Annotated in this window: 23 protein-coding genes; 17 read left to right on the plus strand and 6 right to left on the minus strand. The window is 46.0% G+C overall.

Annotated elements, in window-relative coordinates; translation table 11 throughout:
• The first annotated feature begins 51 nt into the window (after positions 1-51).
• Both Q369_RS29790 and Q369_RS28950 read left to right on the plus strand, forming a co-directional pair.
• A complete protein-coding gene (locus Q369_RS29790; RefSeq protein WP_169739227.1) occupies positions 52-330 on the plus strand; it encodes a BrnT family toxin in 279 nt (92 codons plus the stop codon).
• Positions 257-481: a hypothetical protein gene (locus Q369_RS28950; protein WP_031525584.1), complete on the plus strand. Its 225-nt coding sequence runs from the start codon at positions 257-259 to the stop codon at positions 479-481. The genes Q369_RS29790 and Q369_RS28950 overlap by 74 nt, the downstream gene beginning before the upstream one ends.
• On the opposite strand, the gene feoB is transcribed toward Q369_RS28950, so the two are convergent.
• A complete protein-coding gene (gene feoB, locus Q369_RS0100620) occupies positions 466-2,601 on the minus strand; it encodes a ferrous iron transport protein B (protein ID WP_031525586.1) in 2,136 nt (711 codons plus the stop codon). The two genes, Q369_RS28950 and feoB, sit on opposite strands and share 16 nt — an antisense overlap.
• 28 nt (positions 2,602-2,629) lie before the next feature.
• Complete coding sequence (locus tag Q369_RS0100625; RefSeq protein ID WP_031525588.1) at positions 2,630-2,857, minus strand: FeoA family protein; 228 nt, start codon at positions 2,855-2,857, stop codon at positions 2,630-2,632.
• Positions 2,858-3,090: 233 nt separating this feature from the next.
• Between Q369_RS0100625 and Q369_RS0100630 the strand changes: the two genes are divergently transcribed.
• The 7 genes from Q369_RS0100630 to Q369_RS0100660 all read left to right on the plus strand — a co-directional run bounded on the left by Q369_RS0100630 (position 3,091) and on the right by Q369_RS0100660 (position 10,493).
• Positions 3,091-3,762, plus strand: coding sequence for a heme exporter protein CcmB (locus tag Q369_RS0100630; protein WP_035332783.1), 672 nt, complete (start codon positions 3,091-3,093; stop codon positions 3,760-3,762).
• A 45-nt stretch (positions 3,763-3,807) separates the two neighbouring features.
• Positions 3,808-4,497, plus strand: a complete 690-nt coding sequence (ccsA, locus tag Q369_RS0100635) for a cytochrome c biogenesis protein CcsA (RefSeq protein ID WP_035332893.1) — start codon at positions 3,808-3,810, stop codon at positions 4,495-4,497.
• A 71-nt stretch (positions 4,498-4,568) separates the two neighbouring features.
• A complete protein-coding gene (locus tag Q369_RS0100640) occupies positions 4,569-4,790 on the plus strand; it encodes a CcmD family protein (RefSeq protein WP_031525594.1) in 222 nt (73 codons plus the stop codon).
• Positions 4,791-4,799: 9 nt separating this feature from the next.
• Entirely contained in the window at positions 4,800-5,234 is a 435-nt protein-coding gene (locus tag Q369_RS0100645) for a cytochrome c maturation protein CcmE domain-containing protein (RefSeq protein WP_031525595.1), read from the plus strand.
• Positions 5,231-7,831 (plus strand): cytochrome c biogenesis protein CcsA, encoded by a 2,601-nt coding sequence (gene ccsA, locus Q369_RS0100650; RefSeq protein ID WP_051663856.1) that lies wholly within the window; start codon positions 5,231-5,233, stop codon positions 7,829-7,831. The genes Q369_RS0100645 and ccsA (Q369_RS0100650) overlap by 4 nt, the downstream gene beginning before the upstream one ends.
• Before the next feature lie 144 nt (positions 7,832-7,975).
• Positions 7,976-8,275, plus strand: coding sequence for a DUF3817 domain-containing protein (locus Q369_RS0100655; RefSeq protein WP_031525598.1), 300 nt, complete (start codon positions 7,976-7,978; stop codon positions 8,273-8,275).
• Between the two features lie 40 nt (positions 8,276-8,315).
• The gene (locus tag Q369_RS0100660; RefSeq protein ID WP_031525600.1) at positions 8,316-10,493 is read left to right on the plus strand and encodes a DUF5916 domain-containing protein; all 2,178 of its coding nucleotides are present in this window, start codon (positions 8,316-8,318) and stop codon (positions 10,491-10,493) included.
• A gap of 1 nt (position 10,494) precedes the next feature.
• Here Q369_RS0100660 and Q369_RS0100665 read toward each other — a convergent pair whose 3' ends face one another.
• Positions 10,495-11,868 carry a leucine-rich repeat domain-containing protein gene (locus tag Q369_RS0100665; RefSeq protein WP_031525602.1) on the minus strand — a complete coding sequence of 458 codons (1,374 nt, stop codon included), beginning with the start codon at positions 11,866-11,868 and terminating at the stop codon, positions 10,495-10,497.
• Positions 11,869-11,982: 114 nt separating this feature from the next.
• Positions 11,983-12,957: a polyprenyl synthetase family protein gene (locus Q369_RS0100670; RefSeq protein ID WP_031525604.1), complete on the minus strand. Its 975-nt coding sequence runs from the start codon at positions 12,955-12,957 to the stop codon at positions 11,983-11,985.
• 353 nt (positions 12,958-13,310) lie between these two features.
• Here Q369_RS0100670 and Q369_RS0100675 point away from each other — a divergent pair, with 353 nt between their 5' ends.
• Together Q369_RS0100675 and Q369_RS0100680 are read left to right on the plus strand one after the other, a co-directional pair.
• Positions 13,311-14,219, plus strand: a complete 909-nt coding sequence (locus Q369_RS0100675) for a patatin-like phospholipase family protein (protein WP_031525606.1) — start codon at positions 13,311-13,313, stop codon at positions 14,217-14,219.
• Positions 14,220-14,231: 12 nt separating this feature from the next.
• Positions 14,232-15,119, plus strand: a complete 888-nt coding sequence (locus tag Q369_RS0100680) for a glycerophosphodiester phosphodiesterase family protein (RefSeq protein ID WP_031525608.1) — start codon at positions 14,232-14,234, stop codon at positions 15,117-15,119.
• Between the two features lie 57 nt (positions 15,120-15,176).
• On the opposite strand, the gene Q369_RS0100685 is transcribed toward Q369_RS0100680, so the two are convergent.
• The gene (locus tag Q369_RS0100685; RefSeq protein ID WP_031525610.1) at positions 15,177-18,530 is read right to left on the minus strand and encodes a TonB-dependent receptor; all 3,354 of its coding nucleotides are present in this window, start codon (positions 18,528-18,530) and stop codon (positions 15,177-15,179) included.
• A gap of 348 nt (positions 18,531-18,878) precedes the next feature.
• Between Q369_RS0100685 and Q369_RS0100695 the strand changes: the two genes are divergently transcribed.
• Positions 18,879-19,655: an alpha/beta fold hydrolase gene (locus tag Q369_RS0100695; protein WP_031525612.1), complete on the plus strand. Its 777-nt coding sequence runs from the start codon at positions 18,879-18,881 to the stop codon at positions 19,653-19,655.
• Here the strand turns inward: Q369_RS0100695 and Q369_RS0100700 are convergent.
• Complete coding sequence (locus tag Q369_RS0100700; protein WP_031525614.1) at positions 19,648-20,076, minus strand: hypothetical protein; 429 nt, start codon at positions 20,074-20,076, stop codon at positions 19,648-19,650. The genes Q369_RS0100695 and Q369_RS0100700 overlap by 8 nt on opposite strands.
• A gap of 75 nt (positions 20,077-20,151) precedes the next feature.
• Between Q369_RS0100700 and Q369_RS0100705 the strand changes: the two genes are divergently transcribed.
• The 5 genes from Q369_RS0100705 (at position 20,152) to Q369_RS0100725 (ending at position 24,207) form a co-directional block, all read left to right on the plus strand.
• Positions 20,152-20,856, plus strand: coding sequence for an SAM-dependent methyltransferase (locus Q369_RS0100705; RefSeq protein ID WP_031525616.1), 705 nt, complete (start codon positions 20,152-20,154; stop codon positions 20,854-20,856).
• Positions 20,857-20,959: 103 nt separating this feature from the next.
• The gene (locus tag Q369_RS0100710) at positions 20,960-21,670 is read left to right on the plus strand and encodes a hypothetical protein (RefSeq protein WP_031525617.1); all 711 of its coding nucleotides are present in this window, start codon (positions 20,960-20,962) and stop codon (positions 21,668-21,670) included.
• Positions 21,671-21,812: 142 nt separating this feature from the next.
• Entirely contained in the window at positions 21,813-22,451 is a 639-nt protein-coding gene (locus Q369_RS0100715; protein ID WP_031525618.1) for an MBL fold metallo-hydrolase, read from the plus strand.
• 15 nt (positions 22,452-22,466) lie between these two features.
• Positions 22,467-23,171 carry a CDP-diacylglycerol--serine O-phosphatidyltransferase gene (gene pssA / locus Q369_RS0100720; RefSeq protein ID WP_031525619.1) on the plus strand — a complete coding sequence of 235 codons (705 nt, stop codon included), beginning with the start codon at positions 22,467-22,469 and terminating at the stop codon, positions 23,169-23,171.
• Between the two features lie 34 nt (positions 23,172-23,205).
• The gene (locus Q369_RS0100725) at positions 23,206-24,207 is read left to right on the plus strand and encodes a 3-oxoacyl-ACP synthase III family protein (protein WP_031525621.1); all 1,002 of its coding nucleotides are present in this window, start codon (positions 23,206-23,208) and stop codon (positions 24,205-24,207) included.
• The last annotated feature ends 1 nt before the right edge of the window (position 24,208 follow it).

Below are 24,208 nucleotides of genomic sequence, written 5' to 3' on the forward strand. Positions count from 1 at the left end.
CCAATTTGAAGTAAGTGCGTCTCACTGCATATCACATTAGCCAACTTTGCATTGGCACCACTTAAATTTGATTGGGATAAAGGAAACGAACGTAAGTCGGAGGAAAAACATAGAATCGTTAATACTGAGGCGGAGAGTACTTTTACAGATCGAGATCGCCTGATCCTGATTAGCAACAGATCCAGAGAAGTTCGCTTCCTTTGCATTGGAACCAGCTTCCTGAAAAGAGTATTAACTTCTTATTTTTTAATAAGGGATGGAAAAGTCAGAATCATTGGAACACGGATTGCCCGCAAAAAAGAGAAGGAATTATACTGTAAAAGCAAGTAAACCTTTTTTTGTTAAGGTTATGCCAAAAAATGTTTCATTAAAAGATTTCAGTCAAAAGCTGGAAGCTGATCTTTCTACGATTGTTGATTTGTCCCAGCGCAAAAAGCGGATTACGCGCTCAGACATCGAAGCAGCTCAGCTTAGTAGCTGATAAACCACAAACGCTGATCCGTAGGCTAGTACCATCAGGTAGGCGAGCTGGATCAGGGGCCATTTCCAGCCGTGGGTCTCACGCTGTACAACTGCGATGGTACTCATACACATCATCGCGAACACGTAAAACATCAGGAGCGAAAAACAGACTGCTAGACTGAACATCGGCTGTCCCGTCTCAGGATTCTTTTCCTGCAATAGCCGCTCTTTCACTGTCGGAACATCTTCGGAATCACCACTGATACTGTATATAGTCGCCATTGTGCCCACAAATACCTCTCTTGCCGCAAAAGAAGCGAGCAATGCAATCCCGATTTTCCAATCGTACCCCAATGGGCGGATCGCAGGTTCGATAAACCGTCCGAAGTGCCCCGCATAAGAATTTTCCAACTTCGCCGATGCCACTGCCACGTCGATCTGTTCCTGAGGTGCAGCCTGCATTTTCTCAACAGTTTGCTGCTCGGCTAACTCCATTTTGTCCCCTGGGCCATAGTTAGACAACACCCAAAGAATAATGGAAATCGCCAAAATGACTTTCCCGGCTTCGAGCACAAACGATTTTACACTATCATACATTGTAAATCCCACATGTCCCCACCGCGGCAACTTGTACGAAGGCATTTCGAGCATGAAATAGCCCGGCTCTTTTCTTGGGATAAAAAGCGAAAGCAGCCACGCTGAGAACAAGGCCCCAATCAAACCCAAAGCGTAAAGCCCGAGCAATACCAAACCCTGCAAATTGAGGAAACCGAGCACAGTGGTAGACGGTACTACCAGCGCAATGAGAATGGTATAAATAGGCAGTCGTGCAGAACAGCTCATCAGGGGAGTTACGAGGATGGTAAGCAGCCGCTCATATCTGCTGCTGATGCTCCTGGTAGTCATAATCGCAGGTACAGCACAGGCAGCTCCTGAAATAAGTGGCACCACGCTGCGGCCGTTCAGGCCAAAGGGACGCATTAATTTGTCCATAATTACCATCACCCGCGCCATATACCCCGATTCTTCCAGGATCGAAACCAATGCAAAAAGGATAGCGATAGGAGGAATAAATACAACAATTCCGGCTATTCCCGCCAGGATACCATCCGTAATCAAATCGTTTAATACCCCAGGCGGAAGCACCTCTTTGGTCCACTCAATCACCTGGGCGATACCTGCATCGATCAGATCGCTTGGGTAAGTTGCCCAAGCGAAAATGGCCTGGAATACAATGACAAGGACTACCAAAAAGGAGATATAGCCCCAGAATGGATGCAGCAAAATACTATCGAGCTTTCTGGTCCAGTAAGGTTGCTCAGTGATACCCGCAGATTTAACCGCCTTTGATACAATAGGTTTGATCTTCTCATACCGCGCGATCGTTTCCGTAGCCAGGAAATGCTTTTCATCAAAACCATACTTCTCGATCAGCTTGTCCAAACGTGTTCTGGCTGGCTGTTCCAGGAAGGAGAAGTTATCGTGCTGACAAACATATTGCAATGCAACATAGTCGTTTTCAAGCTGATATATTTCCTTTACTTCCCCAATCAGACTTACCTCGCTTTCCTTTGGTTCGTAAAAATAATGCTGGATCGTTTTTTCTTTGGAATGGTAAATCTGTCCGATCGCCTCTCTTAACTTATCAACTCCCTTGCCGGTTCGTGCGTTGATATTGACCACAGGTACATTCAGCTGCATGGCAAGCTGTACCGCATTCACGGTCAGGCTCATACTCTCCGCAACATCAAGCATATTCAATGCAACCACGGATGGAATTCCCATGTCGCTTATTTCAGTAAAGAGCAGCAGGTTTCTTTGCAGGTTAGAAGCATCGACCACGATCACGACCACGTCCGGAAAATCTGGATGCTTCGGGTTGGCGAGAATGTCCATTACCACACTCTCATCTTTCGATTTCGGATAGATACTGTACAATCCCGGTAAATCTACCAGTGTTACCTGCGCTTCTTCGTGATTATTATGGGCGGGGATTCGAAATGTTCCGGACTTTTTTGAGACAGTTACGCCGGGGAAGTTTCCGGTTTTCTGACGTAAACCGGTCAATGCATTAAATAATGTGGACTTGCCGGCATTCGGGTTACCTACCAGCGCAACTTTTATATTTCCTTGTTTCAATGGAGAAGACTGTAAACAGCATTAAACCTTATTCCAACTCAATGACAGACGCTTCGTTAAGGCGAAGAGATAAACTATACTGGCCGGAAACATTAATGCAGATCGGATCGCCAAAGGGTGCCACCGCTTCCACTCTCACCTCCGCACCGGGCAAACAGCCCATTTCCAGCAATTTCAAAGACAGATCCCGGTCGGTGAAAGATTTGATCACACCTGTTTCGCCTTTGCGAAGCTGAGCTACATTCTTGCCGGGCATCTATGCTTATTTAGATTGATTTTATTTAAACCACAAATAAAGCACTATCCACCCGCAATTCAAATATTTCCATGCGGAATTCAAATGCTTTATGACAACTGTCTCTCAAAATCCTGTCCGTTTTATTATTTCCCTGAGGCTTTATGTCGTATTTTTGCAGCTCGAAACAGAGAATCCCAGTCCGGGATTTTCATCATTAAGCGACGCTCCGATACCTGAACGCAGATAGCCGATTGCACGATTTGAACGAGATCAGAACCCTAATCTGGAAAGAAGTAACCCTGGAATGGCGACAAAAATATGCGCTCAGCGGCATGTTGTTGTACGTGGTCAGCACTGTTTTCGTGACTTACCTGAGTTTCAGTCTTCGCCGGAACCAGCTCACTCCTATCGTTTGGAACACGTTATTCTGGATCATTATCTTGTTTACTGCTGTTAACGCGATTGCAAAAAGCTTTTCCCAGGAACGGTATGGACGATTGATGTATTATTACAGCTTATGTAGTCCGCAGGCGATTATCATTTCCAAAATCATTTACAATGCCCTGATCATGCTCGCATTGTCGGGAATCGGTTTCGCGATCTATTCGCTGGTCATGGGAAACCCGGTGGGGGATGTTGGTTTATATATGATCAGCATTGTACTGGCGGCAATTGGCTTTGCGTCTGTACTCACCCTGGTAGCAGGCATTGCCTCCAAAGCAGACAATAGCGCCACTTTAATGGCGGTACTCAGCTTTCCGATTATCCTGCCCATGCTTTTGATGACAATCAGGCTGGCAAAAAACGCGCTGGACGGGCTCGACTGGTCTGTCAGCACGGACGAAATCACCACACTATTATCTATTGATCTCATAGTAATTACGCTCAGCTACCTGCTTTTTCCTTATCTGTGGAGAAGCTGATTTTTGCAGATAGCGGGCAAAAAATTTAAGGTAAAAAGACTCAAAATGAGAAAGATCTGGTGGAAAATCCTGTGCATCGCGATCATATTTTATGTGATCGTCATGGGATTGATCGGGCCCGTACCGCGCCTGGCCATTATCAACGAAAGTATCCGCAATACTTACTTTCACGTGGCGCTTTGGCTTGCCATGACAACCCTGCTGTTTTTGTCGATGGTTTTTTCCATCAGGTACCTGAGCAAGGGAAAGATCAATGACGATGATATCGCAAGTGAACTTGCAAAATCTGCTATTTTCTTTGGAATACTGGGCTGCCTGACGGGCTCAATTTGGGCCAATTACACCTGGGGCGATCCTTGGCCCAATGATCCGAAACTGAATGGGGCTGCTGTGGGTATATTGATTTACCTCGCCTACCTGCTGCTGAGAAGTTCATTTGAAGACGAGCAAAGAAAGGCGCGCATTTCTTCGGTTTACAACATTTTCGCATTCGCCGTTTTTATCCCGATCATTTACATATTACCCCGTTTGACCGACTCTCTTCACCCCGGCAGCGGCGGCAACAGCACATTCGGTTCTTACGATTTCAACAACGATATCCGGAAAGTATTTTACCCGGCTGTGATCGGATACATTCTTTTAGGACTGTGGCTTGCCGAGCTGCGGATCCGTATGAAGCACATCAACCGGGTGCAGGAAGAATCCCTCACCACCAGCGATAAAGTAGCACACTAAGCTTAATTTAGAATCCAGTAAACATTTCAAATCAAAATTTCGTTAAGATTTTGAGTCTATTAATAAATAAGATGAAAAGACTTTCTCTCATCCTGCTGACCTTACTTCTTTTATCCGCTAATGTATTTGCCCAGGCAACTGACGACGTTCCGATGGCCGATAAACTGCGGGAAGATGGTAAGATCTGGGTCGTAGTTGCCGTGATTGCTGTAATTTTCGCGGGAATTACGATTAATATGCTTCGTATCGATAGCAAGCTTAGAAGAATTGAAAAAGAGTTAAATATCAAATAGGTTTATCCCGTGAAAAAGATCCAGATATTCGGCCTTATCATTATTGCAGTTGCAATAGGAATTATCGTCTCAACTGCCGGAGACGCAAGTACATATGTCGATTTTACCAAAGCCAGAGAAATGGCCCAGGATGGTGACGAAGAGAGTATCCACGTTGTTGGAAAACTAAAAAAGGACAATGGCGGCAGGATCGTTGAAATGGAGTACCAGCCCGAAATCGACCCTAACTATTTCGTTTTTACATTGGTCGACAACAACAATGTAGAGCAAAAGGTAATCTACAAAAATTCAAAACCTCAGGACTTCGACAAATCGGAGCAGGTTGTTGTGGTTGGAAAAATGAAAGACGGTACATTCTCAGCTGAGAAAATACTGATGAAATGTCCGTCCAAATACGAGAACGGAAAGATGGAAACCACTGAACATACCGCAGTACAATCATGATTCACAGTACCATAGGAAGTGCAGGGCACCTGCTGGTTATTATTGCTTTTGTAACAGCCCTTGTTGCAACATTCGCCTATTTCAAATCCGGGATGCAGGCGGCTTCGCTGGAAGACACGCTTACCTGGAAGCGTTTTGCAAGAGTTGTGTTCTTCGTCCACATGGCTGCGGTAATCGGCGTGGTATTTTCACTCTACTGGATTATCGGTAACCACTATTTCGAATACCATTACGCCTGGAAAAACTCCTCGCTTTCACTGCCAACTGGTTACACGATTTCCAGCTTCTGGCAGGATCAGGAAGGTAGCTTCTTGCTCTGGATATTCTGGAATGTGGTTTTAGGCTGCATTCTGATCTTCTCAAACCGCTCATGGGAAGCTCCTGTGATGACGGTTTTTGCATTGGTACAAGCATTCCTTACGTCGATGATCTTAGGCGTAGTTATTCCTGGGCTGGACCTGAAAATCGGTTCTACTCCGTTTTTGTTATTGAAAGAAGTAATGCCGGATCTTCCTGTTTATAAAATGGATCCGAATTTCATTCCAAAAGACGGTAACGGTCTGAACCCGCTTTTACAAAACTATTGGATGGTGATCCACCCTCCTACCCTCTTCCTCGGCTTCGCTTCTACGCTGATCCCGTTTTCATTTGCAATCGCCGGACTTTGGAGCAAGAAAATTCAGGAATGGGTTCGTCCTGCTTTACCATGGGCACTTTTCTCTTCCCTGATCCTTGGGGTCGGTATTTTAATGGGCGCTTACTGGGCTTATGAAACACTCAACTTTGGAAGCTACTGGAACTGGGACCCTGTTGAAAACTCGTCTATCGTGCCCTGGCTGGTACTTGTAGCGGCAGTTCACACGATGATTATCGCACGAAGGAATGCAACTGCATTGAAGACTTCTTTCATTCTTACCATTGCGACATTCATTCTGATCCTGTACTCTACTTTCATGACGAGAAGCGGCGTTTTGGGTAATGCTTCTGTTCACTCATTTACAGATCTTGGCTTGTCGGGACAGTTGCTGATCTACCTTCTGACATTCACGATCGTAGCGATTGGCTTGCTGGTTTACCGCTGGAAATCGTTGCCGAGCGATGAAGAAGAAGTTTCCACCTACTCTCAGGAATTCTGGATTTTTATCGGAGCTACCCTGCTATGTCTATCCGGCTTTCAGATTCTGGCAACAACATCCATTCCGGTTTACAACAAGATAGCGGAAGCATTTGGAACGGTATTGAACATGGCATTGCCAGCCGATCAGATCGCGCATTACAATAAATTCCAGCTTTGGTTCTTCTCGCTCATCATCGTATTGACTGGTATTGGTCAGTTCTTCTGGTGGAAACGCACAGGCAAAGGCAATTTGCAGGCACTCTATAACCCGCTTCTTATTTCGTTGCTGATCAGTGCGGCGGTGATTACGGTAAAAGGTGTGAGTGATATCCAGTACATCGTACTGCTTACAACCGCCATCTTCGCGATCGTTGCAAATGGAACGATCCTGCTTAACATCATTCGCGGCAACTACAACTTGTCAGGTGGCGCAATCACGCATATCGGAGTTGCATTGATGCTGATCGGAATCCTGTTTTCGTCGGCTTATACCAAAGTTGTTTCGATCAACAATTCGGGCTTGATGATCTCCCGCAGTGAGGAATTTACGAGCAACGATAACAAAGAGAACAAAGAGAACATTACGCTCTGGCTCAACAAAGCCGAGAAAATGGGCGACTATATGCTTACCTGGCGCGACGTACGCGTAGAACCGCGTCATATTCCTGGTTATATCCCCAAAAGCTGGGTTGATATCGTAGAAGGCGATTTCCATGCGGTGGCCTTGCGCGATATTGTAGTAGACGGCAAAAAATACAATACGAAGGGAGATACTATCGAGATTTTCCCTGAAAACTTCTACTACGAAATCGAATACCGCGAACCATCAGGCCGGATCTTCACATTGTTCCCGCGCGTTCAGATCAATCCGAGAATGGGAGGCATTGTTTCCTCTCCGGACATTCAGCGGAAGGTGGATAAAGACCTTTACACCTACGTTTCCATGGTCACCAACCCGACTGCTGAGCCGGTTTGGAGCCAAACTGAGAACTTCACCGTTAACCTGCGTGATACGTTTTTTGTCAATGATTACGTCGCTGTCCTGGACAATGTAGTACGGACGGAAGAAGTGGAAGGTGTTACCCTGGGCGCTGGCGATGCTGCTGTTAAGGCGATTGTCCGCATCCTGGATAAAGACAAAGAATTTGTAATTACACCTTCATTCGTCATCCGCGACAGAATGGTGGCCCGCAAACCGGAAACGAGCAACGATCTGGGTTTACGGATTCAGTTTCAGGAAATCAATCCGCAAACAGGCCAGTTTACTTTTGGTGTAAATACGACGCAGCGTGATTTCATTGTAATGAAAGCAACTGAGAAGCCGCTGATCAACATTCTCTGGCTGGGTACATTTGTTCTTGTTATCGGCTTCATTATGGCTACCGTACGCCGTTTCAAGGATTTTGTAAAAATGAGAAATAAGGAAAACGCCCCTGCCGGACTTCCGAAGGCGAAAGCGAAAAAAGTAGCAGCGGTGTAAATTGCACTGCATATACCGGAAAGAGGGTTTGGCCACAGCTGAACCCTCTTTTTTTGTACTTGTCCGCACAAAAGTTCAGGATTCAAAACCGTTCAGTATGTATATTTATATCCTGATCTGTTTTCTTCTAATCTGAATTTCAATATGGTTTCCGACCTCATCAAATCTGCATTGGGCCGCCTTCGCATCGTGGCTTTTTTAGAGGGTATATCTTACCTGGTTTTACTCGGCATTGCGATGCCTTTGAAATATTTCGCGGGCATGCCGATGGCGGTTCGTCACGTGGGTACAGCGCATGGTGTGCTTTTCGTTCTTTTTGTGATTTTGCTCATCCAGGTAGCGATAGAAAGAAGCTGGTCATTTAAAAAGTCGTTTTTATCTTTTCTCTCTTCGATTGTTCCTTTTGGCACCTTTTACGCAGATGCTAAGTGGTTCAGAAACTAATGCATCCGGCTCCATCTTCCTAATTCCTTAACCCCGACAAGTGCAACGTACTTCTATCCTAACCTGCCTTTTTTTCTGTCTAATCATTTCAGGAACAATTGCTCAGAAACCCAATGAAAATTACCAGTATCACATTCATGCAGCCACTTCGGAGCTCGTAATCGACGGTGTTGCAGATGATATAGCCTGGGGCGCTGCCGAAACGGCGCGGGATTTCTTCATGATCACGCCCATGGACACGAGCTTTTCACGGGCGCAAACCGACGTAAAGCTCTGCTACGACAGGAAAAACCTGTACATTCTCGTTGTGAACCACAAGCCCGTTCTCGGTTCTATTATTGTTGAGTCACTGAAAAGGGATTTCTCGTTTGGAAAAAACGATAACTTCCTCCTTTTCATGGATACATTCGACGACAAGACCAACGGGTTTTCTTTCGGGGCAAATGCAGCCGGGGCACCTTGGGACGGACAGCAGGGTGACGGAGGGACGGTGGATCTGAGCTGGGATAATAAATGGGTGAGTGCAGTTAAAAATGAGGACGATAAATGGGTCTGGGAAGCCGCTATTCCATTCAAAAGCATTCGTTACAAGCCGGGTATCACCCGCTGGGGGATCAATTTCAGCCGCCAGGACCTGACTATCTCAGAAAAATCGGCATGGGCGCCTGTACCCCGTCAATTCCCGTCTGCTTCATTGGCATACACGGGCGTTCTTGTGTGGGATACTCCGCCGCCAAATCCGGGACCAAACGTATCGCTTATCCCCTACGCAGCCACCCGGATGACCAAAAACTACCAGACCGACGCGCACCCGAACTACAAGCCGGCCATAGGCGGCGACATAAAAGTGGGACTTACTCCTTCCATGAACCTGGACCTGACCGTCAATCCGGACTTTTCGCAGGTGGATGTGGATGTACAGCAAACAAACCTGGACAGGTTTGAGCTCTTCTTTCCGGAGCGTCGACAGTTCTTTCTGGAAAACGCCGATCTTTTCGCCAACTTCGGGTACGCTACCATTCGCCCTTTTTTCTCGCGGCGCATCGGTTTGGGAGTACCGATCCAATTTGGTGCAAGAGTAAGCGGGAAGATCAATAAGAACTGGCGCGTGGGCTTGCTGGATGTGCAGACCGGGTCGAATGATACGCTCACTCCGAGAAACAATTACGCTGTTCTCGCATTACAGCGACAGGTACTCGCCCGCTCCAATGTGCGTTTCATTTTTGTCAATAAGGACGCAACCAACTACGTAGCCGAGCAACATGTAGGAACCAACCGGTATAACCGCAACGTCGGCGCCGAGTTCAACCTGGCCAGCGCGAAAAACCTCTGGACAGGTAAGGTAATGGTGCTGAAATCTTTTACTCCCGGCAAATCAGGTGATGATTTCACCCATGCTGCTGACCTCAGATTCAATCGTGCAAACTTCTTCTGGCAATGGCAGCACGAGTATGTGGGCAAGAACTTCAATGCAGAAGTCGGCTATGTGCCTAATGCGACGCGAATGGGCTATTACAAGATCAGCCCCAATGTCGGTTATCTGTTTTTTATAAAAAATCCAAAGATCATAAGCCACGGACCAAAGCTGGTAAGTAATGTGTATTGGGATAAAGAATTCAACGTCAGCGACAAGGAATTTACACTTTCTTATAATGTCAATTTCATCAACCGGGCTACGATTGCATTGTGGGGCGGAAGCTATAACATTCGCCTGCTGCGTCCGTTTGATCCTACCAACCTGGGCGGCTTCACGCTGGAAACGGGCAGCACTCACAGCTGGAAGGCAGCTGGCTTCGACATTGTCTCTGGTCCGCAGAACCGCTTTACCTATCTCGCGTCCGGAATTTTCGGCGGTTATTACCAAAATGGCCATAGAAACAATCTCCGCGCAGAACTGGGTTACCGTTTCCAACCTTATGTAGCTATTACAATGGCCGGGAACTATAACGATATCCGGCTTCCGGAGCCTTGGAACCGTACCCAGCTCTGGCTCGTAGGACCACGTGTAGATGTTACCTTCACGAACCGGCTGTTCTTTACCACTTTTATGCAGTACAACAATCAGGCTGACAATATCAACCTGAATGCACGTCTGCAATGGCGGTACAAGCCTGCATCTGACTTGTTCATTGTTTACACCGATAATTATTTACCCGAAAACTTCCGCGTTAAAAACAGAGCTGTTGTGTTGAAGTTTACTTACTGGTGGAATTTGTAATTCAATAAAACACTTCGATGTTTTTGCTTTTCAGCTGACCAAGCTGCCTGCTGTATTTTATTTCAGCATCCTCTTTGACGAACGGATTACCGCGGAGATAAAGTTTTTCAAGCTGCCTTATTTGCAGAAGCTGCTCGGGGAATTCTGGGAAGTTGTTCGACGATAAATCGAGTTCCTGCAAGTTCAAGAATGCCGTCAGTTCCGGGGGAAAATTTGTGAACCAGTTAAACCCTAAATCTAGTATTTTCAGGTTTTGCATTTTGGTAATGTTTGCAGGAAGCTTACTTAGTCGATTATGGTGCGTATATAATGTATGAATGCGCCTCAGTTTGTCGATTCGTTCAGGCAAAACTTTGATCTGGTTATAGGAAATAGCAAGATGTGTAAGCTTTTTGAGCTTGGTAATGGAGGCTGGCAGCATTTCAAGCTTGTTGTAATAAAGGTCCAGCACTTGCAGCTTCTTCATCTTTTTTATTCCCTTTGGTAAAAGCGCAATGTCCGATTTGTAAAAATTCAGGTCTTGCACCTGCTTTAACTTACGAAAACTCTTATTTGATAATGCGGTAAGCTCATTTCCTCCCAGCCACAGTATTGCCAACTTTTTGGATTTGCGGATCGGGTTTGGAATGTCAGTAAGTTTGTTCTCTTTCAGGTTCAGCAATCGTAGTGATTTGTTTGGTGAAAGATTGAATCCGCTGTTGGTCAAATGGTTATTCTGTAAATGCAGCTGCCTGAGTTTTGGAAGCCGCTTCATATTTATATTCAAAGTTTGCAGCTCATTATCACCCGCATACAGTTCTTCCAAATTGGGGAACCGATAAATAACATCCGGCAATTTCTTCAACTCCAGCTGATTAAGATAAAGCCTTTTAACCTTCAAGGTATCTTGGAAAACAAGCGCCGTTTTCAGATCAACCACCGAACTATCGCCCTGCCTGACCTCCCGCACAACGGGCTGTTTTCCAATCGTCCTAAAGGCAACAACGGAGAATTTCTTCCCTGGTTTAGAGACTTTCCAGCCGTCAAATCCGGTCATAAAAGCATATCTGGCGTGTCCGTCGAGCGAATCCTTGTTATATCCATCTCCCGTGCGAATGTCGAAAATGACGTAATCCGGGCTTCCTGCTTCGTTAATGTAAATTTGGGTAAATACAGAGATTCCGGGATTGGGATTTTCAGGAAATGAAGATTCGATGATCAGGCTTGTCTTTCTCATGACCTCCTTTGTCAAAGACAGTTCACCGCGTTCGTAACCATTGGCCAGGTTGATGTTGTCGATACCTTCTTTTTCAAGATTTTTTGAAGATACTACCTTCATTTGTGCATAAGCAGATTGCATGCACAAGCAGATCAATGCAGAAAATATAGCTTTCATGACATTAAGGTTTTATGGAAGTGCTAACATAACTAAAAGTTTAGTCATATTATAATAGTTACTTACATATTTCCTTCAAAAGCTGCAATGAAATCTATAACTACAAGATCATAGCTACTTACTTCTTTCTATGGTGAATTGAACGAGTTGTTCCAGGGAATGTCTGTGTGGTGACTCAGAAAATTCGTATAGAAGTGCCCTCGCTTCTTCAACGTAACGCTGCATCACTTGCTGCGCGTAACCAAGGCCGCCTGAGTCTTTTACGAAAGCAATTACTTCGCTCACTTTTTTGGGTTTGTGGCTCTCATTCTTAATGATATTGATCACCCTTCTTTTTTCCAGCCAGGAGGCTTTATTGAGTGCATAAATCAGTGGCAGCGTCATTTTTTTCTCTTTGATATCAATGCCAAGCGGCTTTCCGATTTCCTCCTCCCCGTAGTCAAAAAGGTCGTCTTTAATCTGAAATGCCATTCCCACCTTCTCGCCAAATGCATGCATTCGCTTCACAATTTCTTCCGTGGCTCCTACCGAGCTGGCTCCTACCGCGCAGCATGAAGCAATTAATGAGGCTGTTTTCTGACGAATGATCTGGTAGTATACTTCTTCATCAATGTCGAGCCGGCGGGCCTTTTCAATTTGAAGCAACTCCCCTTCACTCAGTTCGCGAACCGCAGTAGAAACGATTTTTAGTATATCAAATTCGCCGTGATCAACTGACAAAAGCAGTCCACGGGAAAGCAGGTAATCTCCTACCAACACAGCAATCTTGTTCTTCCACAATGCATTGACGGAGAAAAAGCCGCGACGGTAATTGGAATCATCCACGACATCGTCGTGCACGAGTGTGGCGGTATGTAATAGCTCTATCAAAGCCCCGCCCCTGTATGTTGACTCTGAAATATCGCCGCAGACCCCAGCGGAAAGAAAGACGAACATCGGACGTAATTGCTTGCCTTTACGCCTTACAATATAGTTCATGATCTGGTCAAGCAGCATTACATCGCTTTTCATGAATTGACGAAACTTCTGCTCAAAAGCCTTCATTTCGTCTGCAATAGGCACTTGGATTTCCTTTATTGAAAGGGTCATACGCATGTAAAAGGGACCGCGTCCCTCTGGATATTAAGAGGTTGTCCAGGCCAAGATCCCGATCCGATGAACAGCAAATATGTTCCTGAACACTAATCTTCAAATTTGGAATAAAATCTTCTGTTTATATCAATTTAATATTGAAAATGTTTAGAATTGGGGAAGGGGGGGAGGAAGGAGGAAAGGGAGGAAGGAGGAAGGAATAAGGAATAAGTTTATAGAGTTTAGAATTTCAAGCCACTCAACCATTCACTCATTCACTCATTCGCAATTCATTCACTAATTCAATCATTCACCGTACCACGGCGGCTCATTCAATCATTCAATCATTCATTCATTCAATCATTAAATAAATGAAAGCACTCGTCCTTGGAGGCGGATCTATGAAGGGCGCTTTTCAGGTTGGCGTGATCCAGGCAGTTTTGGAAAATGGTTTTGAACCTGAAATGATTTACGGTATTTCGGTCGGCGCATTGAATACCACCTTTCTGGCCAATGAGGCAGGTAAGCAGCTTACTGAAAAGAACGCGGTAAACTGGCAGGCTGCCGGCCGTCGCCTGCTCGAATTCTGGATCAAGAACATCACGCAGCCCCAGGATATATCCATGCTGCGCTCGCGCGTCATGCTGGGAATGAACACATTGATGAGCCGGTTTGACGGGATCGTCGACCCGGCACCGCTGCATAGCCTGATCCGCAAGCACCTCAACAACGAATATCTGGCAAATACCCCGGTTAAGGTCAAAGTAGGTGCTGTGAACGTCAGTACCGGCGAGATCAGGTATGTTTCAACAGCCGATCCGCATTACGTCGAGTTCGTGTTTGCGAGTTCTTCCATTCCCATGTTGATGCCTGCCGTGGAAATTGAGCAGCAACTTTATCTCGACGGCGGAATGCGTGAAGTTGCTCCGATCCGGCAGGCTATCGAAGACGGCGCGACGGAAATTGTACTCATAGCCTGCCATTCACCTCTGCTATACCAGCCCGAGGGGATCAATACCCGAAACCTGATCACATTAATTGAACGCGTGCGCGACATTACTGTCAATCAGATTGTTAACAGCAATATTCTTTGGGCAGAATCGTATGTGGACCGTTCCATATTGCGCGGAAAGCAAATAAAGCTCACTGTGATCCGTCCTCTTACGCCATTATTCCTCGACTTACAACATTTTACCTCGGACGATATTTCCAGATTGGTTATAGAAGGTTACCGCGCAGGAATGGAATCGATTTTGAACAAAGACAAGGTACCGGACTAAACTTCCAAGCTCATGAACTCAACGATCAAAAACGGAATTGCCTTGCTGCTAGCCGCCATTCCGACGTATAGCAATGCACAAACAGGAGAATGCAAATTCGACGCACCTAACTCGCTGCAAAGCTATCTGAAACCGTCCGGCCGCACTACGCCCATGATTATGGCGCACCAGGGTGGCACGGAAGATGGTTTTCCGGGGAATAGTATGGCCACGTTTGATAGAACCTACAAGCAGGTCCCCTGCGTTTTGCTCGAATTCGACGTGAGAATGACTGCCGACAGTCTGCTGGTAATCTCGCACGATAACGAGCTTGAAACTCGCACCAATGGAAAAGGGCTACTTAACAAGAAGAAATGGAAGGAAGTAAGTAAACTGAAATTGAAAGACAGCTACGGTTCAATTACCGAACATGGTATACCTACGCTACAACACGTACTCGATTGGAGCAAAGACAAAAACCTGATCCTCATTGTTGATAAAAAGCCGGAAACCAGCATTACCAAGACCATTGAAATGCTGAAAGCAACAGGCAATGCAAACAAATCTGTACTGATCTGCTACTCGCTTGCGGAAGCCAGATTGGCACACCAGCTCGCACCGGATTTGATGCTGGCTGTTGGGTTTAACAGTAATGATCACATTGAAGCAGTTACCAAATCAGGCTTGCCGATGGAAAAGCTGGTTGCATTAACCCCGCGTGAGTTGCAGGATAAACCTTTTTACGACAAAATTCATAACCTCAATGTGGTATCCTCGCTGGGTACCAATGGAAATATAGATACCCTGCAGGCAAGCGCCTCGCGACCGATGTACCAGAAGCTTTGGGAAAGCGGCGGGCCGGACATTATCTGTACCGACAATCCGATTCTGGTACAAAGTATTTTTTACAAAAAAGATTAAATGCAGAGAGCCCGGCCAAATGTGACCGGGCTCTCTTACTAACCAGCAGCTTTCTGCTTAGTTAAAGATATAACGGATACCAATCTGTGCCTGCCAAACGTCGTTGATCGTTTGAGACTTTACAAATGCATCACGAACCAGTACCGGCTCTCCATTCACGATCTGCGTTCCCATTCTGTAAGAAGGAACTCCTTGTGCAGATACGCTTGCGAAGTTAAGCGGGTTAGACTGTGTGCTGTTTGAAGAAACAGTCACCTGGTTTCCTACGCCCCATTTGTTGTTGATCAGGTTACCTACATTGAAAATGTCAGCACGCAGACGAATGATGTTCTTTTTGTTTTTCGCACCCACTTTCACGAAGAAATCCTGCTCTACTGTGAAGTCAAATCTTGTCAACCAGGGATAAGCACCACCATTACGCTCTGTGTATTGTCCTTTTCTCTTTGACAGATATGGGTGATTGTCAACGAATTTCTGGAAAGCTTCTGCTTGCTGCTCTGGCGTAAATGTGTACGTCTTACCATTCACCGGCGTATTTAGCGTAGCAAAAGTGATTTCAGATGCGCTGTTTGGTATATAAAGCAGGTCATTATTATTCTGACCGTCGCCATTCAAATCCGTAGAGCTGACGTATGAAATTTTGGTTCCGCTGTTGGAAACACCACCCAAGGTAAACATGGTTGCTCCGCCAAACTTGCCGCCATATTCTTTACGGTATGTTATGTAACCCACAAAACGGTGACGCAAATCGTTTCCAGACCATGCAAGATCCAGGTAGTTCAGGCCATTTACACCAGGAACGTTTCCTTCAACTGTACTTGATACAGACGCTACGTCTCTTGCTTGTCCGTAAGTATAACCGATCATTCCACCGAAGCCGCGGGTTGCCGCTTTTTCAAGTTTACCAGTGATGGAGTAAGAGTAGCCCTTGTTTGTGTTAGTCAAAACGTAAACGTTGGCAACCTTATCTGAAACAGAACGAGCAACTGTTGCTGCGCTTCCGCTAAGACCCGATCCGGCAAAGCGATCACGGGTATCAGGACCTGCAAATTCAGCAGTTGGCGCCTTCAAGTTTACGTCAATGTAGCGCAATGCATTATAGTTTTTGTTGAAAATACCTTCAACAGTTGCTACTACACCCCAGCCTATTTGCTGATCAATACCAATGTTGCTTTTCCAAATTTGTGGGAATTTCAGGTTTTCATCCGATGCATTTACCTGATAGCCGCGCAATGGAGCCGATGTTGTAGGGTTGTAACGAGAAGGATCTAATGTGAACGGATATGCGGTCGTATTGTTCCCCGCAATCGTTGCTGAGTTCACCCCATTGTTACCCAACTGGTTTGAGATCAAAACGTAAGGGATTCTCGACAAGAACAACCCCGTTCCACCGCGAACCTGTGTCGTGCGGTTTCCTTTCACATCCCAGTTGAAACCGATGCGAGGCGACAAGTAAATGCGTGCTTTTGGAACATTACCTGTATTTACATTATAAGGTGCGCCAGCAGGATCTTTGAATTCTATACCAGCAACTTCTGCATTATAATATTGTTTCGAAGTGTTTGGGATCGTGATATAGTCGCCACGAAGACCGGCAGTGAGCTTGAAATTAGGCGTCACCTGGTATTCATCTTGTAAGTAAAGACTGATTGTCTGAGTCTTGAACTCCTGCCAAGGTGCCGCACCGCCCGGAAGCAATGAGTAACGATAGTTGAAACGAACCAATGTGTCCGGCGCAACTGTCAGGTTTGGATTAGCCAGGTATGCATTCGCTGCATTTTTGAAATCCTGGATCGATCTGAAAACGTAAACTCCGTTTGAAGTCGGGAAGAACAGGTTGTTTGATTTGAAATACTCGTAAGAAGCACCGGCAGTCAGTGTATGTTTTCCGGCAAAATACGTCAGGTTATCCGTAATATTAAGCGTAGAGTAATCCAGCTTGTTATTTGGCGTAAATGGATCAGAACCGATTGTGGTATAAGTTGATCCGTCTTTCTGGATTTCAACTGTCGGGAAGATTGGCGCCTTGTATTTACGGTCTTCGATCTGCTTGTTGAAGGTACCGATGAATGTATTGGCAAACTTACCACCAAAGTTCGAGTTCAATTCTGCTACGAAGGAGCGGGTGTTATCCTGAATGATATATCCTGTATTCTGAGGAGAAATCGCTGAAAGTGAGTTGGTACGGTTCCCAAAACCCGCTGTGTTACTGCTGCTGCTCTGGCTGATCAGTACATCAGAATCAGAGTCGTGGTGAGAGTAACGTAATGTTAGTTTATGCGCGTCGCTGATGTTGTAATCAATGCGGCCCAGGAATTTGTTACTCTTGTTCTCGTTGTTAAAACCGTCGATCGCGCCGATATCATACTGGAACTTCTCTCTCATGAAAGCACCCAGATCTTCGAGGTCAGCCGCAGTTGTGCGGGATACGTTGCTTCCTGTTTGGCCGCGGTTCAGCACGAAATCCAATGCAGGGCTTGAACGTTTTACGAATTCACCATTAACAAAAAAGAAAAGCTTGTTTTTAATGATCGGTCCACCCAAACGAAACCCGGTTGTCTTCTCATTGAATTCATTAACCTTGATTTTGTTACCGTCTGGTCTGTCTCCCGCCAGGCTTTTGTTTTTGAAAAAGTGAAAAACAGAACCCGATAATTCATTGGTACCTGAACGCGTCACTGCATTGATACCAGCTCCCGCAAAACCTGACTGACGTACATCGTAAGGTGCAATGTTGATCTGAACTTCTTCAATCGCGTCCAGAGAGATCGCCGTTGAACCTGTCCGGCCACCTGCTGCCGCTTCGCTACCCAAGCCGAAACCGTTGTTGAAAACAGAACCGTCAATCGTGAAGTTGTTATAACGGCTGTCCTGGCCGCCGAATGAACGACCGTTGCTGTAAGCATTGTATTTCGTAATGTCGTTCAGCGTTCTACCCAGCGTTGGCAGGCTTCCGAGCAATCCTTTATTAAAGGTGGTTGCCGCACCTGTACGGTCTGAGCTGAAAATGTCGCTTCCTGCACCTGTTACAACTACTTCGCTCAGGTCAGTAGATCCGTCCTGCAAATCGAAGTTAACATTTGCGGATGTTCCCAGGTTTGCGTAGATATTTTCCTGAGATTTGTCATTGAAACCAACGAACGAAACAGTCACTGAGTAAGGCCCGCCTACCCGAACTGCCGGAATCGTGTACAAGCCCTGATCATTGGTAACTGATCCGTACCTTGTTCCCGAAGGCGTGTGAATCGCCACGACGGTTGCGCCTGGTAGCGCGTCGCCTTTAGAATCTGTAACCCGGCCGGTGATTGCTGATGAAGTTACCTGGGCAGAAACATCCGGCCCGAAAATGGTTAATAGAAGAGTAACCAGCGTACAACACGCTGCCTTGAAAAGTAAACTTTTCCCGTTCATAAAATTTGGTGATTTGGTTTGTATAAATGGGGGCATCATCGGTAGCGATGAGTGATCATTTACCGCAAAATAATAAGATTTTTATTTTAGAAACAAAAAGCTTAATCGTACTAAAATGCAATACTAATATACGTAACTAATTGATCTATTGAAATAATGCATTATAGTGTACCAATACTTCAATATTTTTGAATTTAACAAATTCTTAAAAATCCTTAATCAGCAGCATTACCGTATTCAGCCGATTATTTGCCGGTTTCAGTGATTTCTCAACTTTTCTGAACCCTGCTCCCGAAGGAGAAAAACCCAATATTATCGTATTATTAAATTTTCATTTCAACTCATATCATGCAGCTAAATTTCAAACAGGTAGGTGAACACGGAAAGCCGGTTATTATACTTCATGGCGTTTTCGGTTTGCTCGATAATTGGTCGGGGATCAGTAAGACAATTGCAGAGCAGGGATACCGTGTGTACCTGGTCGATCAAAGAAATCACGGACGATCGCCACACGCAGGCCCGCTGGATTTCCCCACGTTCGCTGCCGACTTAAAGGAATTTATAGAAGAACATAGTTTGGAGAACCCGATCCTGATCGGACATTCAATGGGCGGCAAGACAGTAATGCAATATGCAGTGACCTACCCCGGCACTTATGAGGGTCTTGTGGTAGTCGACATCGGCCCAAAAGGTTACCCGATCCACCATGCCAGGATATTGGAAGGCTTGAATGCAATTCCTGTTGACCAGATCGAAAGCAGGAACGAGGCAGACGAGATATTGAGCGAGTACGAGCCGATACTGGCAGTCCGCCAGTTTTTACTCAAAAACTTGTATAGAAAAGATGAAGGAGGCTTCGCGTGGCGTTTCAACCTGCCGCTTCTCACCACGGATATGTCCAATGTAGGTGAAGAAATCAGATATGAATCACCCATTCAGGGACCTGTGCTCTTTATCCGTGGCGAGAAGTCCAATTATATTCAGGACGGAGATTTTGCGGGTATTCAGGAAATGTTTCCGGAAGCCAGATTTGAAACGATCGCAGACGCAGGCCACTGGGTTCAGGCAGAAAAGCCGCAGGAGTTCGTTGCGGCAGTTACGCGGTTTTTTGACGAGGTTATCTAATGTATTTCCTCCGCTGGTTGAGACAGGAAGATACGATAAGCTCATTGCCCGTAAATGTGATTTCCCAAACCGGGCAGTAAACGCAATTGACCAACGCGCAGATCGGATTATCAGGGATCGGCGACTGCGGCTTGATATCCATCAGCTGTCCGTTAATGATCAGCGACTTGGGTGCACAGCATCTTGGGAGGCCGTTTGCTTGTAAGATAACGCCGTCACTGCGAAAACTAATGGTATCGACCTGCGACGCGGAGGCATTTTCCCAGACATTCTTATTGTCGACGGAAGCCCTCTCAATTTCTGCCAGACGCCAGTTGCCTGCAATTGTATTCGCAACCGCTGAGCTCATGACATCCATGCTGTCTTTTTTGCATGAAATCAGAACACTCAGAAACAATGTGATATATAGAAGCCTTTTCATAGTATTAAGTTTATACAATCCTAAGGATGCAAATAGCCCCGAATTGGTTGGAAATAAGCAGTAACTACAATTTCAATGCATAAAATACCATTAAAGCTGTTCATGATCCCGACCGTCCTGGCCGAGGGTACACAAGATCAGGTACTCAGTCCCGGTGTCATTGAGGCTATCAAAGCACTGGACATTTTTTTTGTGGAAAATGTACGGACAGCGAGACGTTTCATCAGCAGCCTGCGCCTAGGAAAAGTCATTGACGAGCTTACATTCATCGAGCTGAACAAGGATACGCCGGAAGCAGCAACCTATGAAGCGCTAAAGGGTTTATCGCAGGATGCCGGCGTGCTGTCCGAAGCCGGTTGTCCGGGCGTTGCTGATCCGGGTGCAGTTGCGGTGAACATAGCACATCAGCTCGGCATTCAGGTAGTTCCGCTGGTGGGTCCGTCTTCCATTCTGCTGGCGATCATGGCCTCCGGCCTGAGCGGCCAATCGTTTGCATTTCACGGCTACCTGCCGATCGATAAAGTACAGCGCAAAAAAATGATACAAACGCTGGAAAGAGAAAGCCGGCAGCGGCAGCAGACCCAGCTGTTTATGGAAACTCCATTCAGAAACAATCAGTTGCTCGATACACTGCTGGAAACCTGCCAGCCGGATACAATGCTCAGCATTGCCGCCGATATCACCGCTGCTACCGAGTTCGTGAAAACAATGCCGGTGCGGAATTGGAAAACGCGCAAACCTGACCTGCACAAGCGACCTGTCATTTTTTCAATCGGATAAAGTAAATGCATTTTAAACAGTGTTGTTTCCAACCTTGCAGCCCGTATTTGCCTCTTGGAAGGACAATGCATTATTTACTTTTTCAATAAATCAGTTTAAAACCATGAAAAAATGGATCGCAGCGGCAGGGGTAATTTTCACGTTGATGATGTCTGCCTGCAATGATAACGGCTTGAATGCAATCACTACCGTAGATTCGAACTTCGAAACAGGCCCGGAAGGCTGGACAGCAGAATTCTCGGATTACTCCACCAAAACAGACACATCAATTTTAGATTTTGCTGCGGGTGTAATGTCCCTGCCCACCGGGCTGGATAGTTCTCAGCGCGCTTTTATGATTCAAAGTACAAATCGGAGCGACGATGTTTTTATGTACCTGAAGAAAAAGGTGATCGGGCTGATTCCTGGACAATCTTACGATGTTACTTTCGACGTTAACCTGGGCACCAATGCAGCAAGTGGAAGCTTTGGAGTAGGTGGATCGCCTGCGAGTTCAGTTTATATAAAAGCGGGCGCGTCAGGTACAGAGCCGATCACCACTTTAAAAGACACTGAATATGAGTTCAACCTGGATAAAGGCCAGCAATCCGAGGGTGGTAAAGATGTAGTTTTGCTGGGAGATGTCGCAAATGGAAAAGATAAAGTGGAATACGTGCTCATAGACAGATCCAATGCAGGCAAACCGCTTGTTGTGAAAGCAAATGCAAAGGGCGAGATCTGGCTGTTTATTGGAACGGATTCAGGCTATGAAGGAACGACCAGACTGTACTACAATCGCATTAGAGCTACTTTACAGGAAGTATTGCCGGATTAAATAAGCAACCAAGAAAATGCCACAATGCAGCCATTTTGCATTGTGGCATTTTCTTTTAGGTCTTATTACTCCAAAGCCGCGGGGCTGTTTACAAAGTCTTTTGTAACTTCGCCCCTGGTCAAATGCAGTAAATCTGACTTTCATGATTCGCGTAAAAGATTTTACATTCAATCCGTTTTCCGAAAATACGTATGTACTTTATGATGAAACCGGCGAGTCCGTCATCATAGATCCTGGTTGCTACGAAAACTCAGAAGTGGAAGAGCTGGCTGGTTTTATAGAAGCAAATAACCTCAAACCGGTACATATCATTAACACCCACGCACACATCGACCATGTACTGGGTGTAGCTGCATTGAAGCGAAAATACAACATCCCCTTTTCGCTGCACCAGCTCGACGAGCCACTTCTGAAAGCCGTGAAAACTTACGCATCGAATTACGGCTTTCATAGATTCGACGAACCTGAACTGGATAATTATCTTAAAGAGGGAGAAGTATTCCGTTTCGGGAGCAGCAGCCTGGAAATCGTTTTTGTGCCAGGCCACGCGCCGGGCCATATTGCATTCGTAAGTCACGAAGATCGTTTTGTTATCGGCGGCGATGTGCTTTTCCGGCTGAGTATCGGCAGGACAGACCTACCCGGCGGAAACCACGCAACATTACTGGAAAGTATCCGCACAAAAATCTTCACCTTACCGGAAGACTATACTGTTTATGCAGGCCACATGGATCCGACTACGGTCGGTTTTGAGAAAAAGAACAATCCATTTTTCAGATAAAAAAAGGCACCAACTATGATCAGACGAAACATACCCAATGCACTCACTTGCGGAAACCTTCTATGTGGCTGCGTTGGCGTGGTAGAAGCTTTTCATAACAACCTGCTGATTTCCTGCCTGCTCGTAGCAGTGGCGCTCATCTTCGATTTTTTCGATGGCTTTCTGGCCAGAATGCTGAAAGTAAGCTCCGCAATCGGAAAAGACCTTGACTCCCTGGCAGATATGGTCACTTTCGGACTGCTGCCATCCATTATTGTTTATCAACTGCTCATGCAAAGCATTCCGGATCTGATGGGGATTTGGAAAGCCTATTTCGCTTTTATCATTGCTATCTTCTCAGCAATAAGGCTAGCCAAGTTTAATAACGACACGAGGCAGTCGGACGCATTCATAGGCGTACCTACCCCGGCCAATGCGATGCTGATCGCCTCGCTGCCATTCATCGTTCAGTTTGAGGGAGCTTTTTGGAAAGATATTATTATAAACACCAACAATTTGCTCATCCTGACGGTGGTCATGTCGTACCTGCTGGTAATGGAACTGCCTTTGATTGCTTTGAAATTCAAGCATTTCGGCTGGAAAGGAAACGAGGCACGATTTCTTTTGATAGTTGCTTCAATTGTGCTTCTTGTTACATTGAAATTCTTCGCAGTTCCATTGATACTGGTACTTTATATAGGTTTATCAGTGATAGAAAATCTGCGGGGACAAAAAGCCTGACTAATCATTGACAATCTGTTGTTAAAATAGCTATATGAAATTCTCGCGCATTACAGGTTTGGGTTATTATGTTCCCGAAAACATTGTGACCAATGATGATCTGACGCAATGGATGGAAACGTCCGATGAATGGATCCAGGAACGTACCGGCATTCGCGAGCGCCGGTACTTCGAATACGGCAAAGACACGAATTACAGCATGGCAGCCGCGGCTTCCCGCCAGGCGCTGGAACGCGCAGGAATGAGCGCGGATGAGATTGATGTAATCGTTTACGCAACAATCACCCCCGACTACTTCTTTCCGGGCTCGGCATTCTTGATGCAGCGCGAGCTAAAAATGGATGGAAAGCCCGTGATCGACATTCGTGAACAATGCTCAGGGTTTGTATATGCACTGTCGATCGCCGATCAGTTTATCAAGTCCGGAATGTATAAAAATGCATTGGTCGTAGGATCCGAAATCCAGTCTTCCTGGATCGACAAAAGTACCGCAGGCCGCAATACCGCAGTGATCTTTGGAGATGGCGCAGGTGCGGCAGTAGTATCGGCAACCGACGATCCCCAACATTGTATATTATCTACACACCTGCACGCTGACGGGCGGTTTGCCGAAGAACTTTATGTACGTGACCCAGGCAGCAGCAGGCCGGGAAGACCGGTGAACAGTGAAATGCTGGAAGAGGGCGGCTTCAATGTTTACATGAATGGAAATGCAGTCTTCAAGCACGCGATCGTGCGATTTGGCGAAGTAATCGGCGAAGCACTTGAAGCTAACGGACTCACTCACAGCGATCTTGATCTTTTGGTACCCCACCAGGCCAATATCCGTATCAGCGACTATGTGCGCCAACAATTGGGATTGAGCGAATCGCAGGTAGTAAATAATCTGCAACGCTTCGGCAACACCACCGCTGCCTCCATTCCCATCGCGTTATCCGAAGCCTGGGAGGAAGGCAGATTGAAGAGCGGCGACCTGATTTGTCTGGCTGCTTTTGGAAGCGGGTTTACGTGGGCTTCTGCATTAATTAAATGGTAGT

Origin of the sequence: Dyadobacter crusticola DSM 16708, assembly GCF_000701505.1 — a bacterium.
Taxonomy (GTDB): domain Bacteria; phylum Bacteroidota; class Bacteroidia; order Cytophagales; family Spirosomataceae; genus Dyadobacter; species Dyadobacter crusticola.

Bases quoted from the DNA above. Each gene is read 5' to 3' on its own strand.
- Q369_RS0100640 (WP_031525594.1), top strand. From the start codon at position 4,569: ATGAAAAGACTTTCTCTCATCCTGCTGACCTTACTTCTTTTATCCGCT.
- Q369_RS0100665 (WP_031525602.1), bottom strand. From the start codon at position 11,868: ATGAAAGCTATATTTTCTGCATTGATCTGCTTGTGCATGCAATCTGCT.
- Q369_RS28950 (WP_031525584.1), top strand. From the start codon at position 257: ATGGAAAAGTCAGAATCATTGGAACACGGATTGCCCGCAAAAAAGAGA.
- Q369_RS0100700 (WP_031525614.1), bottom strand. From the start codon at position 20,076: ATGAAAAGGCTTCTATATATCACATTGTTTCTGAGTGTTCTGATTTCA.
- pssA (WP_031525619.1), top strand. From the start codon at position 22,467: ATGATCAGACGAAACATACCCAATGCACTCACTTGCGGAAACCTTCTA.
- Q369_RS0100625 (WP_031525588.1), bottom strand. From the start codon at position 2,857: ATGCCCGGCAAGAATGTAGCTCAGCTTCGCAAAGGCGAAACAGGTGTG.
- ccsA (WP_035332893.1), top strand. From the start codon at position 3,808: ATGAGAAAGATCTGGTGGAAAATCCTGTGCATCGCGATCATATTTTAT.
- Q369_RS0100715 (WP_031525618.1), top strand. From the start codon at position 21,813: ATGATTCGCGTAAAAGATTTTACATTCAATCCGTTTTCCGAAAATACG.
- Q369_RS0100695 (WP_031525612.1), top strand. From the start codon at position 18,879: ATGCAGCTAAATTTCAAACAGGTAGGTGAACACGGAAAGCCGGTTATT.
- Q369_RS0100670 (WP_031525604.1), bottom strand. From the start codon at position 12,957: ATGACCCTTTCAATAAAGGAAATCCAAGTGCCTATTGCAGACGAAATG.
- Q369_RS0100675 (WP_031525606.1), top strand. From the start codon at position 13,311: ATGAAAGCACTCGTCCTTGGAGGCGGATCTATGAAGGGCGCTTTTCAG.
- Q369_RS0100725 (WP_031525621.1), top strand. From the start codon at position 23,206: ATGAAATTCTCGCGCATTACAGGTTTGGGTTATTATGTTCCCGAAAAC.
- Q369_RS0100680 (WP_031525608.1), top strand. From the start codon at position 14,232: ATGAACTCAACGATCAAAAACGGAATTGCCTTGCTGCTAGCCGCCATT.
- Q369_RS0100685 (WP_031525610.1), bottom strand. From the start codon at position 18,530: ATGAACGGGAAAAGTTTACTTTTCAAGGCAGCGTGTTGTACGCTGGTT.
- ccsA (WP_051663856.1), top strand. From the start codon at position 5,231: ATGATTCACAGTACCATAGGAAGTGCAGGGCACCTGCTGGTTATTATT.
- Q369_RS0100655 (WP_031525598.1), top strand. From the start codon at position 7,976: ATGGTTTCCGACCTCATCAAATCTGCATTGGGCCGCCTTCGCATCGTG.
- Q369_RS0100705 (WP_031525616.1), top strand. From the start codon at position 20,152: ATGCATAAAATACCATTAAAGCTGTTCATGATCCCGACCGTCCTGGCC.
- Q369_RS0100710 (WP_031525617.1), top strand. From the start codon at position 20,960: ATGAAAAAATGGATCGCAGCGGCAGGGGTAATTTTCACGTTGATGATG.